The sequence below is a fragment of the Salinispora vitiensis genome (assembly GCF_000378825.1).
In the GTDB taxonomy this organism is placed as follows: domain Bacteria; phylum Actinomycetota; class Actinomycetes; order Mycobacteriales; family Micromonosporaceae; genus Micromonospora; species Micromonospora vitiensis.
Map to the genome: position 1 here is coordinate 1,483,988 of NZ_KB900388.1, position 13,101 is coordinate 1,497,088.

General features: G+C 65.1%; 14 protein-coding genes and 3 pseudogenes. 7 read left to right on the top strand and 10 right to left on the bottom strand.

All coding sequences use genetic code 11. From position 1 onward, the window contains the following. Window positions 1-517 precede the first annotated feature (517 nt). A complete protein-coding gene (locus tag SALPAC2_RS0106905; RefSeq protein WP_018215921.1) occupies window positions 518-1,015 on the top strand; it encodes a YcxB family protein in 498 nt (165 codons plus the stop codon). A gap of 59 nt (window positions 1,016-1,074) precedes the next feature. Here the strand turns inward: SALPAC2_RS0106905 and SALPAC2_RS0106910 are convergent, their stop codons facing one another. The 4 genes from SALPAC2_RS0106910 to SALPAC2_RS0106925 form a co-directional block, all read right to left on the bottom strand. After that, on the bottom strand, window positions 1,075-1,704 hold the full coding sequence (locus SALPAC2_RS0106910) for an NUDIX hydrolase (RefSeq protein ID WP_080636882.1): 630 nt from the start codon (window positions 1,702-1,704) through the stop codon (window positions 1,075-1,077). Between the two features lie 158 nt (window positions 1,705-1,862). After that, window positions 1,863-2,126 carry a hypothetical protein gene (locus SALPAC2_RS27215; protein WP_018215923.1) on the bottom strand — a complete coding sequence of 88 codons (264 nt, stop codon included), beginning with the start codon at window positions 2,124-2,126 and terminating at the stop codon, window positions 1,863-1,865. Between the two features lie 24 nt (window positions 2,127-2,150). Continuing rightward, window positions 2,151-3,326: a sensor histidine kinase gene (locus SALPAC2_RS0106920; protein WP_018215924.1), complete on the bottom strand. Its 1,176-nt coding sequence runs from the start codon at window positions 3,324-3,326 to the stop codon at window positions 2,151-2,153. Window positions 3,327-3,328: 2 nt separating this feature from the next. Beyond that, window positions 3,329-3,982 (bottom strand): response regulator transcription factor, encoded by a 654-nt coding sequence (locus SALPAC2_RS0106925; protein ID WP_018215925.1) that lies wholly within the window; start codon window positions 3,980-3,982, stop codon window positions 3,329-3,331. 169 nt (window positions 3,983-4,151) lie between these two features. On the opposite strand from SALPAC2_RS0106925, the gene SALPAC2_RS0106930 reads away from it, so the two are divergent. Together SALPAC2_RS0106930 and SALPAC2_RS27780 are read left to right on the top strand one after the other, a co-directional pair. After that, a complete protein-coding gene (locus SALPAC2_RS0106930) occupies window positions 4,152-5,042 on the top strand; it encodes an ABC transporter ATP-binding protein (RefSeq protein ID WP_018215926.1) in 891 nt (296 codons plus the stop codon). Next, complete coding sequence (locus SALPAC2_RS27780) at window positions 5,039-6,034, top strand: ABC transporter permease subunit (protein WP_018215927.1); 996 nt, start codon at window positions 5,039-5,041, stop codon at window positions 6,032-6,034. The genes SALPAC2_RS0106930 and SALPAC2_RS27780 overlap by 4 nt, the downstream gene beginning before the upstream one ends. Window positions 6,035-6,275: 241 nt before the next feature. Here the strand turns inward: SALPAC2_RS27780 and SALPAC2_RS27785 are convergent. Further along, window positions 6,276-6,452: pseudogene (locus SALPAC2_RS27785) on the bottom strand (transcriptional regulator); the annotation flags it as partial. Window positions 6,453-6,536: 84 nt separating this feature from the next. Here SALPAC2_RS27785 and SALPAC2_RS25845 point away from each other — a divergent pair. Genes SALPAC2_RS25845 through SALPAC2_RS0106955 form a run of 3 tightly spaced genes read left to right on the top strand, consistent with a single transcriptional unit; the run spans window position 6,537 to window position 7,722 of the window. Beyond that, entirely contained in the window at window positions 6,537-6,782 is a 246-nt protein-coding gene (locus SALPAC2_RS25845) for an MbtH family NRPS accessory protein (RefSeq protein WP_397540886.1), read from the top strand. Further along, window positions 6,779-7,483 (top strand): phosphopantetheine-binding protein, encoded by a 705-nt coding sequence (locus SALPAC2_RS0106950; protein ID WP_018215929.1) that lies wholly within the window; start codon window positions 6,779-6,781, stop codon window positions 7,481-7,483. The genes SALPAC2_RS25845 and SALPAC2_RS0106950 overlap by 4 nt, the downstream gene beginning before the upstream one ends. Beyond that, window positions 7,480-7,722, top strand: coding sequence for a hypothetical protein (locus tag SALPAC2_RS0106955; protein WP_223874202.1), 243 nt, complete (start codon window positions 7,480-7,482; stop codon window positions 7,720-7,722). The genes SALPAC2_RS0106950 and SALPAC2_RS0106955 overlap by 4 nt, the downstream gene beginning before the upstream one ends. Before the next feature lie 47 nt (window positions 7,723-7,769). On the opposite strand, the gene SALPAC2_RS0106960 is transcribed toward SALPAC2_RS0106955, so the two are convergent. Both SALPAC2_RS0106960 and SALPAC2_RS24510 read right to left on the bottom strand, forming a co-directional pair. Continuing rightward, complete coding sequence (locus SALPAC2_RS0106960; RefSeq protein ID WP_018215931.1) at window positions 7,770-8,066, bottom strand: antibiotic biosynthesis monooxygenase family protein; 297 nt, start codon at window positions 8,064-8,066, stop codon at window positions 7,770-7,772. Window positions 8,067-8,258: 192 nt separating this feature from the next. Beyond that, a pseudogene (locus tag SALPAC2_RS24510) lies at window positions 8,259-9,647 on the bottom strand (IS1380 family transposase). A 154-nt stretch (window positions 9,648-9,801) separates the two neighbouring features. On the opposite strand from SALPAC2_RS24510, the pseudogene SALPAC2_RS28305 reads away from it, so the two are divergent. Next, window positions 9,802-10,025: pseudogene (locus SALPAC2_RS28305) on the top strand (transposase). A 14-nt stretch (window positions 10,026-10,039) separates the two neighbouring features. On the opposite strand, the gene SALPAC2_RS28455 reads toward SALPAC2_RS28305, so the two are convergent. The 3 genes from SALPAC2_RS28455 to SALPAC2_RS25865 all read right to left on the bottom strand — a co-directional run bounded on the left by SALPAC2_RS28455 (window position 10,040) and on the right by SALPAC2_RS25865 (window position 13,088). Beyond that, window positions 10,040-10,474, bottom strand: coding sequence for a S26 family signal peptidase (locus tag SALPAC2_RS28455; RefSeq protein ID WP_080636884.1), 435 nt, complete (start codon window positions 10,472-10,474; stop codon window positions 10,040-10,042). 93 nt (window positions 10,475-10,567) lie between these two features. Next, complete coding sequence (locus SALPAC2_RS25860; RefSeq protein WP_080636885.1) at window positions 10,568-11,251, bottom strand: ABC transporter ATP-binding protein; 684 nt, start codon at window positions 11,249-11,251, stop codon at window positions 10,568-10,570. Between the two features lie 85 nt (window positions 11,252-11,336). Beyond that, window positions 11,337-13,088 carry an ABC transporter ATP-binding protein gene (locus SALPAC2_RS25865; RefSeq protein ID WP_162561297.1) on the bottom strand — a complete coding sequence of 584 codons (1,752 nt, stop codon included), beginning with the start codon at window positions 13,086-13,088 and terminating at the stop codon, window positions 11,337-11,339. Window positions 13,089-13,101 lie beyond the last annotated feature (13 nt).

The window sequence follows — 13,101 nt, forward strand, 5'->3', positions numbered from 1 at the left end:
GGGTCTGCTGCACCGGTCGGGACGGCACCCATGAGGTAGGAGCCGAGTTCAACCGCCATGGCGGATCGGCTTACGCGACCGTCCTGCTCTTCAACGTCGAGGATGGCTGCGACGGAACGATCGACCGGCGACTGGGCGACTGACCTGCGCCGGTGGCGCTCACCCGGCTCGACCTCGTACCCCATCCGCCCATTCTCGCGCCGCAAACCCTGACGGTCTTGGAGAACCCGTCGGTCGTGGAAATCGCCTCCATGGCCGGAGTGTGGCAGCCGATCGCCTGCGCAAGCGGCCAGTTGCGAGGCAGGGCTCGCGGTGCGGCAACCACGCACTGCGCGGTGATCGTCGTGCTTAGCACAACTCCTACAGCATCCTAGGAAGATGCACCGCCGAGGTGACGTTCGGCACGTACACGACACCGGCAAACGCCCGCGGCGCGCTGGTGCCACCGCAGCGGCATGCAGGACGGCACCTGACAAGCAGCTGCCCGTCGGGCCTTTGGAGGCACTATCGTTCTGGCGTGCACATCCGTTTTGACGTCCCGGCCGATCCCGCCTACCCGAGCCGCGTGGCCGCTGCGCTCACCACTGATCAGCTACGCAAATACTTATACGTCGGCGCGGCGCTGGCAGCGGCGGGGGCGGCGGGCCTCACCGTATCGCGGAGCCTCGGGTGGGGCGACCAGATCCAACCGCTGTGGCTGACGATGCTCATGGGTGGTCTGCTGGCGATGCTTTACTGGCCATGGGTCCGGCTGCGAGCCCGGCGTCGATCCAGTGACTACGCTGTCGAGGGCGCCTATGAGATTACTGACGACAATATTCTGATGCGCAGCGGCTCACAGTCCAGCGGCATCGCCTGGGACGGGGTCGATCAGGTTAAGGCCACCCCCGAGTTCTGGATCCTGTACGTCGGTCAGATGCCGGCGACCGTAATCCCCCGTCGGTTGCTGTCTGCCGAGGACGCCGAGACGCTGCGCGCCTACCTGGCCGAACGCGGACTGCTTCAGGTCCGATGAGATCGCCTTCGGGGACGAAGCCGTCGGGCCGATCGTGTCACACCCGACAACACGAACTATTACCCCATGTCCAACGGTGGTGGACCTGGATCTTGTACTCGCATAGCCCCGGAACCACCATCCGCGAACAGCGCCCGACTGATTCGGCGGACCGCGTTCGGCGACTCGCTGACTGGCATCGGCTCGGGCAGGCGACCGCCGGTGAATGGCTCCCAGTTCTCGTACGGGTCGTCGACCAGCCGGCCGGCGAGCATCACCGGCGCGGAAGCGGGGAGGGAACCGGGGAAGAACCGGTCGCCGCTGGCCACCAGGTCGTCGACGGTCCACCATCGCATGCCGAGGATCGCGTTCCATTCGGCCACGGTGCGCCGGTGTGAGCCCTCGCCCGCGCTGGCTTCGCCACAGAGCACGACGTGCAGCGTCTCGCGCTGATGATAGTCCCGGCCACACCAGGAGAAGTGCGTCTCCCGGTGCCACAGCGGCGGACCGACCCGGTCGGTGGACACCTCGATGCCCGTTTCCTCGGCGAGTTCGCGGACGAGTGCGGTGGGGGCGTCCTCGCCGGGTTCGAGGCCGCCGCCAGGCATTTCCCACCAGGGGTCGGTGCCGGGCCGAGCCGGGTCTCGCGTCCACAGCAACAGGATCCGACCTGTGGCGTCAACTACAAGGGCTCGCGCTGCCTGCCTCATCGCTACCCGTTCTCCCATCAGCGAGCATTGGCGTTCTCGGTGCGACGGCGAGGCGCCGGCCGTGTGACGATCGAACGATGCACAACTTCTCTGTGATTCGAATTGATTTGGCTACGTTATCCGGCCGCCGGATTCTATTCGGCACCGGTATGGGGCGTTCATCCGTCGGTCGAGCGGCGGTACCAGCCGCGTCGGCGCGACATCCGCGCCGCGCTTGCCGACGTCGGACGGTCCATCAACGACGTTGACATGTCGTCAACTGCCACCTTCACTATGACCACTGCGGCGGAAACCCCGCGTTGCCGGGGCGCCCAATCTTCACCCAGCGCGCCGAACTGGAAGCGGCGCAGAACATGCCGGATTACACCCTTCCCGAGCTGGTCGACGCGCCCGGCCTGACCTACGAGCTGCCGGTCGAACATCTCCGGTCCCAAGGTTTACGCTATTCACGCCAGCGGCGGAGCGAGGGCATGCTGTTCGGCCTTCGCCAGCTCGCGGTCGCCCACCATCGAGAACACCACCTCGACGACGAGGCCGCCGTGCGGCTGCGGGTGCGCGGTGAGCTCCGCGCCGTGCGCTCGGGCGATCGCACGGACGATGGACAGCCCGAGGCCGTGATGCCCGTCGTCAGTCGTGCGGTGCAGCCGCTGGAACGGCTCGAAGAGACGGTCCACCTGATCCGCGGAAATGACCTCGCCGGTGTTGGCCACGGTGAGCACCACCCGGCCGATCTTCCGGTGCACGCTGACCTCGACCGTGCCGCCGGGCACGTTGTGGTGGATGGCGTTGTCGCAGAGGTTGACCAGCAACCGGCCGAGCAGCACCGGATCGCCCGGCACCGACGCCGGCCGCAGCGAGGTCACCACCTGCACCCCGCGCCGTTCGGCCTCCGGCGCCCGCTCGCGCAGCGCCAGCTCGACCAGCCCGGTCAGGTCGACCATCTCGTCCGCGGCCCGGCACTGCTCGCTGCTGGAGAGGGTGAGCAGCGACTCCAGGAGCTGGCTGCGCTGTTCGCTGATCACCAGGAGCCGCTCGAAGTTGTGCCGGAACGATTCCAGGCTGGCGCCCGGATCGATCAGCGGCTCCTCGAGCAGCGCCCGCTCCGCGGTCAGCGGGGTGCGCATCTCATGGGCGGCGTTGGCGACGAATCCCCGATGGGCGTCGAGCGCGGTCTCCAACCGGCCGAGCAGGCCGTCGACGGTGTCGGCCAGATCCTTCAGCTCGTTGCGGCGGCCGGGCAGGGCCAGCCGCTCGTACACGTTGCGATCGGAGATCTGGCGCAGGCGCTCGGTCATCGTCAGCACCGGGCGCAGCACGCGGCCGGCGATCAGCCAGCCGAGGAACAGCGAGATCAAAGCCATGATGGCCAGCGCGATCAGCGGCTGGAGCAGCCCGCTTCCGGCCGTGTCGGTGGCGTCGATAGCAGGCAGTGTGTCGTCGTCGGCGGGGCCGGGCGACGGCGGGCCGGACATCGGGCCGGACGAAAGCGGTGGTGGCGTCACGGGATTGAGGCTCTTGGCCAGCGCCCACATGATCAGCAGCAGGACCGTGCTCGACAACACGGAGACCAGGACGTAAAGCAGCGTCAGCCGCAGGCGGAGAGGGTGTTGTCCGAGTCTCATGATCAGATCCGGTATCCGGCGCAGGGCACCGTCTCGATCAGCGGCGGGTCGCCGAGCTTGGACCGCAGCCGGTTCACGGTGGCCTTCACCGTGGTGGTGAAGGGGTCGGTCGCCTCGTCCCAGACGCGGTCGAGCAGTTCCTCGGCGGACACCACCCGGCTGCCACAGGTCAGCAGATATTCCAGCACAGCAAACTCCTTGGGGCTCAAGTTGAGCCGGGCCCCGGCCCGGGTTGCGGTGCGCTGCGCCGGGTCGAGGCGCAGGTCACCGTGCTCCAGCACAGGCGGCGTCGCGGGCTGCGAGCGCCGGGCCACCGCCCGGATCCGGGCCACCAGTTCCGCGTATGCGAAAGGTTTGGGAAGATAGTCGTCGGCGCCGATGCCCAGCCCCTCCACCCGGTTCGCGATGGTGCCCGAGGCGGTCAGCATCAGCACCCGGCTCAGCGATCCCTGGCTGACCAGCGTGCGGCACACGTCGTCGCCGTGCACCACGGGCAGGTCGCGGTCGAGGACGATCACGTCGTACGGGACCACCGTCGCCCGCTCCAACGCCGACCCGCCGTCGGATGCGACATCGACGGCCATGCCCTCGCGCCGCAGCACCCGAGCGACCGAGTCGGCCAGGTCCGGCTGATCTTCAACCACGAGTACCCGCATCACACGCCTTCCTGTCTGTGTGACTTAACTGTCGACGACGGTTCCGGACTGACGCTAATAAGACTCCTGTCACAAGCCGGTCACAACGGCACGGACCGTGCTGTGACCGTCCGCTGTCTACAAATTCTTACTGACAGCAAGAATCCCGGAAAGACGGCAGGAGGACGTGATGACCCTGGCCATCCATACTGACTCTCTCAGTAAGCGCTACCGCCGGCACCTCGCGCTCGACGACTGCACGCTGGCGATCCCGGACGGACGGATCGTCGGTCTGGTCGGTCCCAACGGCGCCGGCAAATCGACCCTTCTCGGGTTGGTGTCCGGCATGATCGCGCCGACCAGCGGAAGCATCGAGGTGCTCGGTCACCGGCCGGCAGTCAGCCCGGAACAGTTGGCCCGGGTCGGATTCGTCGCTCAGGACGCGCCGGTCTACAGCCGGCTGACCGTCGCCGACCACCTCAAGCTCGGCGCCCGGCTGAACCCGAAGTGGGATCAAGCGTTCGCCGAGCGGCGAATCCGCGAGCGTGGCCTCGACCTCAAGCAGAAGGCCGGTTCGCTCTCCGGCGGTCAGCGGGCCCAGCTCGCGCTGACCGTCGCCGCGGCCAAGCGGGGTCAACTGCTCGTCCTCGACGAGCCGGTGGCGGCGCTCGACCCACTGGCCCGGCGCGGGTTCATGCGGGACCTGCTCGACTTCGTCGACGAACTCGAGGTGAGCGTGACTCTCTCATCGCACCTGCTCGGCGACCTAGAGCAGGTCTGCGATCACCTGATCGTGCTGGCCAACGGCCGGGTACTCATCTCCGGCGACGTGTCGGACCTGCTCGCCGTCCACCACCGGATCACCAGCCGTGCGGGCGACCCCAACCGGCTGCCGGCCGACGCCGAGCTGATTCACGCCGAGAACAGCCGTGGCGAGTCGTCGGTGATCGTACGGTCCACCTCGCCGGTTCCCGGGGCGGAGGCCGTGGACCTCGAGGACATGACCCTCGCCTATCTGACCCGGGCCACCACCACCGGACCGGTCGGACCGACCCGAGCAATGACGGAAGCAGACCGATGATCTGGCTGACCTGGAGGCAGTTCCGCGCCCAGACACTGGTGGCCGCGGGGGCGCTCGCGCTCCTCGCGATCTACCTGATCTACCTGGGCAGCGAGATCCGCAGCTTCTACGACACGAGGATCGCCAACTGCGCGGAGCAGGCGTGCTACCTCGCCCGGCTGGACCTGCGGGCCACCTACGACGACGCGATCTCAATCATGGTGGTGCTGCTCATCGCCGTACCCGGCCTGATCGGGGTCTTCTGGGGCGCCCCGCTGGTGACCCAGGAACTGGAGCAGCGCACCGATCGGCTGGTGTGGAATCAGAGCGTTACCCGCACCAAGTGGTTGGCAGTCAAGCTCACCGTCATCGGACTGGCCAGCATGGCGGTGGCCGGCCTGTTCAGCCTACTGCTGACGTGGAGCGCAAGCCGGTACGACCAGGTGATCGGTGAACGGTTCGCGGCGCTGAGCTTCGGCTCCCGCAACATCGTACCGATCGGCTACGCGCTGTTCGCCTTCGTACTCGGCACCGTGGTCGGCATGATCGTCAAGCGCACGCTGCCGGCCATGGCGATCACCCTGATCATCTTCGCCGGGCTCCAGCTGCTGATCCCGACGGCCATCCGGCAGAACTTGATGCCCCCGATCACCGACACCGTGGCCGTCGACACCAACGTGCTCAACAGCGGCGTCGGGATGAATCTGAAGGAGGACAACACCTTCGACATCCAGGGATACACGGCCAACGGGAGTTGGGCTCTCCAGTTCTCGTCACCGCTGTACAAGGCGGACGGTACGCCGTACCGCGGCGAGGACGCGAAGCCCTGCCTCATACCGGACGACCGGGAAGCCAGCGACGCCTGCACGGCCGCGCAGAACCTGCACTTCGACTACACCTACCAGCCGGGCTACCGATACTGGACGTTCCAGTGGATCGAACTGTCAATGTTCTTCGGGCTGTCTCTTCTGCTGACCGCATTCGGATTCTTCTGGCTCCGGCGCCGCTCCTAGCGGTGAACCCGGGCATGAGTACGGCACCGCACCAACGCGGTGCCGTAGCCATGCCGGTCGAGTCGGCCTGAGGCGTGGTGCCGGAATTGCTCCCGGTCCGTTCCCCAGGCCGCTCGCCGAACCGTAGGTGCGAGTTGCCCCGCGTATGGCTCTCCACGGTGTCGCCGTCAGGCTGTGGTGGTTGCAGGGATCGAGCCAGCGCGCTGAGTACCTTGGCCGACGGGTGGGTGTCCGGCCCCTGCTCCAGCCGGGCCAGATACTCGACACTGACCCCGGCGAGGGTGGCAAGCTCGGCCCGGCGTAGCCCGGGGGTGCACCGACCGGAACGGAACGGTAGCCCGACCTGAGCCGGGGTCACGGCCTCCCGTCGGCTGCGCAGGAAGGCCCCCGGTTCTCCAGCTGCCATGCGAGCGAGCATGCCAGTGGAGGGTGGCACCACGGGGAATACGCTCAGCCCGGCCTCCCGGCCAGCAGGAGCAAGTTACGGGGGAGGGTGGCAAGGATGCGCAGAAATGGTGCCCCGGTCAAGCCGCGTCCGGTGGACGACATTCATGACGCCGTCGCCAACGGCGAGGAACAGTATTCAATCTGGCCGATCGGCAGGACTGCACCAGCCGGCTGGGCAGTGCCGGATTCCGCGGCGCCGAGACGGAGTGCCTGGCCCACATCGCCGAGGTCTGGATGGACATGCGACCACGGTCGCTGCGCGAGGCGATGCGCGACAGCGAGGCCACGCGGTAACCGATGACCACCGAAACGAAAATCGCTGCGCTCAGCGCAGCCGAACGCCGGGCCCTCGAGACAGAACTGCTGCTGAAGGCCACGCGTCGCCAGCGCAGCGGCGAACTCGCTCCGCGACCGGAGGGCACCGTCGTCCCGCTCCCCTTGTCCCAGCGCCGCGTGTACGTGCTGGACGGGGCCGGCGCTCCGGTGGGGCCCGGGGTGGCGGGCCAGTTGTACCAGCCGGCGCTGCCCGCCACGCCCGGCGCCGGTGAAGCGCCCCGGGACGCGATCGAGCTGGGGCTGCTGGAGATCTGGCGCCTGCTCCTCGGCGTGCCCGACGTCGGTGTGCACGACGACTTCTTCGCGCTCGGCGGTCACTCGCTGCTCGCCGTCCAACTGGTCAACCGCATCGAGTCGGAGTTCGGCCGCTCGGAGCCGGTCGCAGCCCTCTGCCCAACCTCCACGGTGAACCGGCTGGCCGGCATCGTCCGCGGCGGCCGGCTCGAGCACGACGACGAGCTGTATCGGCTACGGGGTGGCGACACCACCGGGCCGGTCCTCGCGCTGGACACCGGCTTCGGGCACGAGGGCGGCTTCGACCCCGCGACCTGGCAGCAGGTGGCCGGCGACGGCTTGACGGTGCACACCGTCGAGGCCGACCACTACCGCATGGTCACCGGTCCGGCCGTGCGTCTCGTGGCCCGCCTCGCCGGCGAGCCCGCATGAGGTTCCCCATGCTGACCGTGCTGCGCCATCGGGAGCTCCGCCTCCTGATCTCGGCCCGGTTCGCCTCCCAGCTGGGCAACCAGGCGACCACCGTGGCGCTGGGTTTCGCGGTGCTCGCACTCACCGGGCGTGCCGGTGACGTCGGCCTCGTCCTGGCAGTGGAAGGGTTCGCGATCGGCGGCTTCCTGCTGCTCGGTGCTACCGGGTCTGGACCGGTTTCGGGCACATCCGCCGACTGATCCCGCCTGGCCGGGGTAGTTCTGACCCCGGCCAGGCAGGCGCGGCCTCAGGCGGGGTTCGCCGCGGTGAGGACGTCGAAGGACCACAGCTCCCACTTGTTGGCGTAGGTCACCGATTCGGGGGCGCGATGCGGGCGGGTGGCGTACCAGGCGTCGTACGCCTCGGTGTCACGCCACTGGGTGACCACCAACCAGGTCGTGCGGTCGTCGGTGGGACGCAGCACCTGAAAGCCCTCGAAACCGTCCGCATCTTCGATCTTGCCTGGGCGTGCCGAGAACCGTTTGATGAATTCGTCACCGTGACCCTCCACGATGTCTATCGCATTAATTTTGACGATGCTCATGTGTCGCTCCTTAGCCTCGATCCACCGACGCGGTTGCCGCTGAACGGTAGTTGATCGTTTTGGTTGTTGCTGATTCGGCGGGTGCGTGGGGCGGCCGATTACGTGATCGGCTTGCTCCGGTTGCGTGGTTCGGGCTGGAACGGGGTTGTGGCCTGTGGTCGGGCCGCCTGGTTTTCGGCTGGTGGGCCGTGGTCAGCCGGGTGCCGGCTGCACGGCGGTGTAGAGGTTGTCGAACGCCGCTTGCCAGGGCCAGTGCTCGGGTAGGTGCAGGCGGATGGTGCGGGCCCGGTGCGCGAGGCGGGCGGCGACGTTGATGATCCGGGTGCGGATGGTGGCGGGCCGGGCGGTCTTTCAGGCCCCGGCGGCCAGGTGTCCGGCGGCGCGGGTGAGGTTGTGCGCGATGCCGGCGCACGCGAGCCAGGCGTCGTTGGCGGCGAACCGTCCGGAGGGCAGGTGCGCCAGGGGTCCGGCGATCAGGTCGGCGTTGATCTGCTCGATGATCGCGTGGCCGCGGTGTTGGGCCTCGGCCTGCACCAGGGTGTAGGGGCTGTCGGTGAATACCGCGTGGTAGCGGTAGGCCGGCATGAGTTCTTCCTGGCCGGGGGCCTGGGCGGGGTCGTCGCGGCGGATGCGGCGCACGATCAGCCGGGCGGTCACCTGGTGGCGGGTGCCGGCGAACGCGGTGTAGGTGGTTTCGGCGATCTGGGCGTCGGAGATCCACCGCCCGGCGTCGTCGTCCCACACGGCCTGCGGGTACTTGATGTCGACCCACTGCTCGTCGCCGATGCCCTCGCACGCGGCGCGGATCTTTGCGTCGATCCGGGCGGTGAGCGAGAACCGCACGCCGCGGCGGCGGCACGCGGCGATGACGGTCTTGGCGTAGAACGCCGAGTCCGCGCGCACCACGATCTCGCCCGTCGCGCCGCACGTGCGGGCAGTGGTGATCGCTTCAGTGATCATGCTCGCGGCGCCGCGGGCGGAGCCGGCGTTGCCGGCGCGCAACCTCGTGGCGGCGATCACCGGCGCCGACAACGGCGTGGACAACGTGGCAACCAGGGGGTTGTAGCCGCGCAGCCAGACGTTGTAGCCGCCGACCTTGGCGTGGCCGAACCCAATACCCTGCTTCTGCTTGCCGTAGACCCGACGCAACATCGAGTCGATGTCCACAAAGCACAGCGTGTCGGCGCCGGCCAGCAGCGGCGTCCGCCGAGCCAGGCCGATCAGGGCGTCGCGGGCGGCGGCCTGCAACTGGCGCACGTGTCCGTGGGTGAAGGTGCGCAGGAACGAGCCGAGTGTCGACGGCGCATACACGCTGGTGAACAGCGACCGCATGCCGCCGTGGCGGGCCACGTCGAGGTCGTCGATACTGTCCGCGCCCGCGAGCATCCCCGCCACGATCGTGGCGACCTTCCCGGCAGGGTTCGCGCCCGTGTCCGTGGGCAGCCGCACCCGGTCGGTGACCGCGTCGTGCAGACCGGCCTGCTCGGCCAGGCGCATCACCGGCACCAAGCCGGCACACGACACCAGATTCGGGTCGTCAAACGTCGCGCGCACCACCGGCGCGTCATGGCGTAATCTCACCTGCGAGGTGCCCTTTCGAGCCGAACGATAGAAGCGTCGCAACTCCTATCCTTCCAGCTCAGAGGGCACCTTCTATCTTCGGACTCCCGCCGACCCGGCCTTCATCGGTGGATCGAGGCTGAGCCGGTTGCCTGGAAATCGGGCACGGCCGGTTCTGAGGGGGCCCCGGCACAGCAATGCGCCGGGGCTACCCGACGAAGCCGAGTTCGCCGCCGTGCGTTACTTCGCCCTGCGCGGCACCGACCACCGCACCCACACCGAGCAGGACACCGCGATCGGCGCCTACATCCGCTGGCGCAACCACCACGCGAAACCGAAAACCTCATTCGCCACCGGCTCCAAGATCGCCACCCGGATTACCCGTTCAAGGCTGCATGACGAGGCACTACTAGTCAGAATTCGTGAACAACAACCCCAAGAACTTGGTCAATCGGGCATGCCCCGAACTGCCTTGAGTCCGCGCTGGGCAAGTTGTCTCCAAAGACGACCACATGGTTCGCCGGAACGACCGAACGTCCACTCATCGGTGGCGGCATCAGGTCACCTGCCATTGCCGCAAGTCTCTTAATGTACCAATCAGATGCTCCGACATCGGGGCTTACAGGCGGTGCGCCGCGCCAGCCAGTGACGGGATTGGGACGAGCGACCACCACGATACAACCACGTCGGATACCACGAGCTCCTCGTCGCACAAGAACACGATCACCAGGAAGAAGAGCTGGCTTCATGCTTTCACCTTTTACTGTGATCAGAACGAACGTCCTGCCGATCCAACGATGCAGGAAGTAGAGCAATGCTATCGCTACGGGTGCACCGATCCAGAACATCGGCAGCCTTCCGACTCAAGTTCAACGAAGGTGCGGGAGCTCAGCGCCCGCAGGAATCAAGCCAAGGACGATACAAAGGCGGCAACCCCGGCATCAGGCCGGCACCTCGCGAGACCTTTCGACCAACCTACCGTCTCGGATGTAGATGATTCGGTCACAACGACTAGCAAGGCTGGAATCGTGGGTAGCGATGAGCAACGTCGTCCCGGACTCTTCCCGTAACCTAATCAGCAGGTCGACAATTTCTCGACCAGTTTGGGTATCTAGATTCCCAGTTGGTTCATCAGCTAGTATGAGCGTTGGATCATTAATAAGGGCGCGCGCGATCGCTACTCGCTGCTGTTGCCCGCCGGACAACTTCGAGGGCAACGCGTCCTCTCTACCCTCAAGCCCGACCAACTTCAACAACTCGCGACCTCGAGCACGTTTATCAAAGGGCGTCTTGTATGGCAAGACCGGCGCTATCACGTTGTCCGTCGCTGTTAACGTCGGCAGCAAATGAAAACGTTGGAACACGAAGCCGACCGTGCGACGGTAAGAAACAAGCTCTCGTCGCCTTAAACCAGAAAGGGAAAGCCCGTTCACCTCAATACTGCCAGCGTCGGCCACATCCAGGGCCCCAATCAAGTGAAGCAACGTCGATTTCCCGGATCCCGACGGTCCGGATATTGCAACCATCTCACCTCGATCTACTCGAATGCCAACGTGATCACATGCAGAGATCGAATTCGCCTTACCGGAGTGAAAACTCTTGCAAAGCCCTTTGACCGAAACCATTGGTCCGTCTTTTTTCACCAAGAGACGGGAGCTCGGCTCGCCATCCCCCCTTGGGTTCTCGCCGTCGAGAATGTTGTCGTCTAGATCAGCCATGGAAGGAGGCGCCTTCGACTCGAGGAATACCACTATCAGTTTGCAAATAGCCGGATGCTTGAGCCGCAAAAAGTCTAGCGTATTCACCGGCGTGTGCTATCAGCTTCTCGTGCGAGCCCTCCTCAAGGATGCGCCCATCCTGCAATACAGCAATGTGCTGCGCGTGCCGCACGGCACCCAGCCGATGCGAGATAAGGATACTGGTCGACCCTAAACGGTGATGCCGCAGCTTCTCGTGAACCGCTTGTTCAGCTGCCGGGTCCAAGCCAGCACTTGGCTCGTCCAGGATCAGTAGATCCCTACTCGAGCGCATCAGCCCTCGCGCTAGAGCCACTCGTTGCCACTGACCACCAGATAGCGCTTTGCCATGTTGAGAATCCTCGCCATCACCCTGAAAAAAGACTCTCGATAGCATCGAGTCATAGCCCTCCGGCAGCTGACTAATAAATTCGTCGGCTCCAGCCCTAGTTGAGGCTAAAACAACGCGGGAACGATCATGGCGATCCTTGACATCACCAATTCCAATATTCTCCGACGCCGACAGATCATATGCCATGTAGTCTTGAAAAATTGCTCCAATTCGTTCTCGCAGGACTGAAATATCAACATCCGCGATATCTACACCATCCCAGGTGATGCGACCCTTCGTCGGATCGTACAACCGACAGAGCAGTTTAACCAAAGTGCTTTTGCCAGCACCATTAAGCCCTACCACGGCTAGCGACTGCCCATGCGGGATATATAAATTAACTCCGCGTAGGATCCACGGACCCTCTGCCGTGTATCTAAACCAAACGTCCTCGACTCGAATTCCATTGGACAGCTTCGGCAGAAGAGAAGGAGTCTGCGGTGACGGTAAGTCCGACTTTAGGTTCAGAACACCCAGATAGTGACCAAACGCAAGAAGCGATGCGTATCCACTGGAGATTGAGGAGACCAGTGCAGTCACAGCGGCTTGCGTGCCTGCGACTGCCGCAATGAAGGCCGTCAGATCGCCGATCCTGGCAGTACCATCTCTAACCAGCCCCACCATCCAGACCAAACCCACCCCAGCCGTAACTGCGCTCAAGAGGGCCAGAGGTGCCTGCGCTACCAAAACTCGCCGGTCATGCAAATTCTCCTCAAAGTTGATTGACCGTGTCTCCTGCTGCATTCGTTCGAGCAGGAACGGCCCCAGCCCGAACAGCCGCACCTCTTTGACTGCGGCAAGATCAAGCATTAGGGTATGATAAAACATCTCACGGCGATTACGTCGACTGAGCCGCCACATCATCGAAGCCTGCCTGCGGCTAACCGACATCTGCACGAAGAGCGCCGGGATAGCCGCTACTAAGGTGATCAGCATGACGATGGGGCTTACCACGTAAAGAATAGCCAGGAAGCCTACCAGGGTTATGACTGCTTGTACACCTGCCAATAGCTGCGTGAACACCTGGTCGGGGGCAGTCGATGCAGCCCGATCCGCAAGCCGGAGCCGATCAAGGAACGCCGGGTCTTCAAACCGCTGAAGCCCTTTGAAACGATTAACTGCCAGAAATAGTCGCTCTTGAACCTGAACACCGATACTTCGCCGAAGCTTGCCTCGGGCGTAGTCCACTGCATAAGGAAGCAGAGCAGCAGCGACTCCAAAACCCGTTATAGCACCGACCACTACGAATGCATTTAATGACTCCTCAGGAAATTGGAAGCCATCGATTAAAATTTTGGTGAGCCATGCAATCGCTACTGGGATCGTTCCCTGCATAAGCGTAAACAGG

Bases quoted from the DNA above. Each gene is read 5' to 3' on its own strand.
- SALPAC2_RS0106930 (WP_018215926.1), top strand. From the start codon at position 4,152: ATGACCCTGGCCATCCATACTGACTCTCTCAGTAAGCGCTACCGCCGG.
- SALPAC2_RS28455 (WP_080636884.1), bottom strand. From the start codon at position 10,474: ATGTTCTGGATCGGTGCACCCGTAGCGATAGCATTGCTCTACTTCCTG.
- SALPAC2_RS0106955 (WP_223874202.1), top strand. From the start codon at position 7,480: ATGAGGTTCCCCATGCTGACCGTGCTGCGCCATCGGGAGCTCCGCCTC.
- SALPAC2_RS0106920 (WP_018215924.1), bottom strand. From the start codon at position 3,326: ATGAGACTCGGACAACACCCTCTCCGCCTGCGGCTGACGCTGCTTTAC.
- SALPAC2_RS27215 (WP_018215923.1), bottom strand. From the start codon at position 2,126: ATGTTCGACCGGCAGCTCGTAGGTCAGGCCGGGCGCGTCGACCAGCTC.
- SALPAC2_RS0106925 (WP_018215925.1), bottom strand. From the start codon at position 3,982: ATGCGGGTACTCGTGGTTGAAGATCAGCCGGACCTGGCCGACTCGGTC.
- SALPAC2_RS0106950 (WP_018215929.1), top strand. From the start codon at position 6,779: ATGACCACCGAAACGAAAATCGCTGCGCTCAGCGCAGCCGAACGCCGG.
- SALPAC2_RS25845 (WP_397540886.1), top strand. From the start codon at position 6,537: ATGCGCAGAAATGGTGCCCCGGTCAAGCCGCGTCCGGTGGACGACATT.
- SALPAC2_RS25865 (WP_162561297.1), bottom strand. From the start codon at position 13,088: ATGCAGGGAACGATCCCAGTAGCGATTGCATGGCTCACCAAAATTTTA.
- SALPAC2_RS0106960 (WP_018215931.1), bottom strand. From the start codon at position 8,066: ATGAGCATCGTCAAAATTAATGCGATAGACATCGTGGAGGGTCACGGT.
- SALPAC2_RS25860 (WP_080636885.1), bottom strand. From the start codon at position 11,251: ATGGTTTCGGTCAAAGGGCTTTGCAAGAGTTTTCACTCCGGTAAGGCG.
- SALPAC2_RS27780 (WP_018215927.1), top strand. From the start codon at position 5,039: ATGATCTGGCTGACCTGGAGGCAGTTCCGCGCCCAGACACTGGTGGCC.
- SALPAC2_RS0106910 (WP_080636882.1), bottom strand. From the start codon at position 1,704: ATGAGGCAGGCAGCGCGAGCCCTTGTAGTTGACGCCACAGGTCGGATC.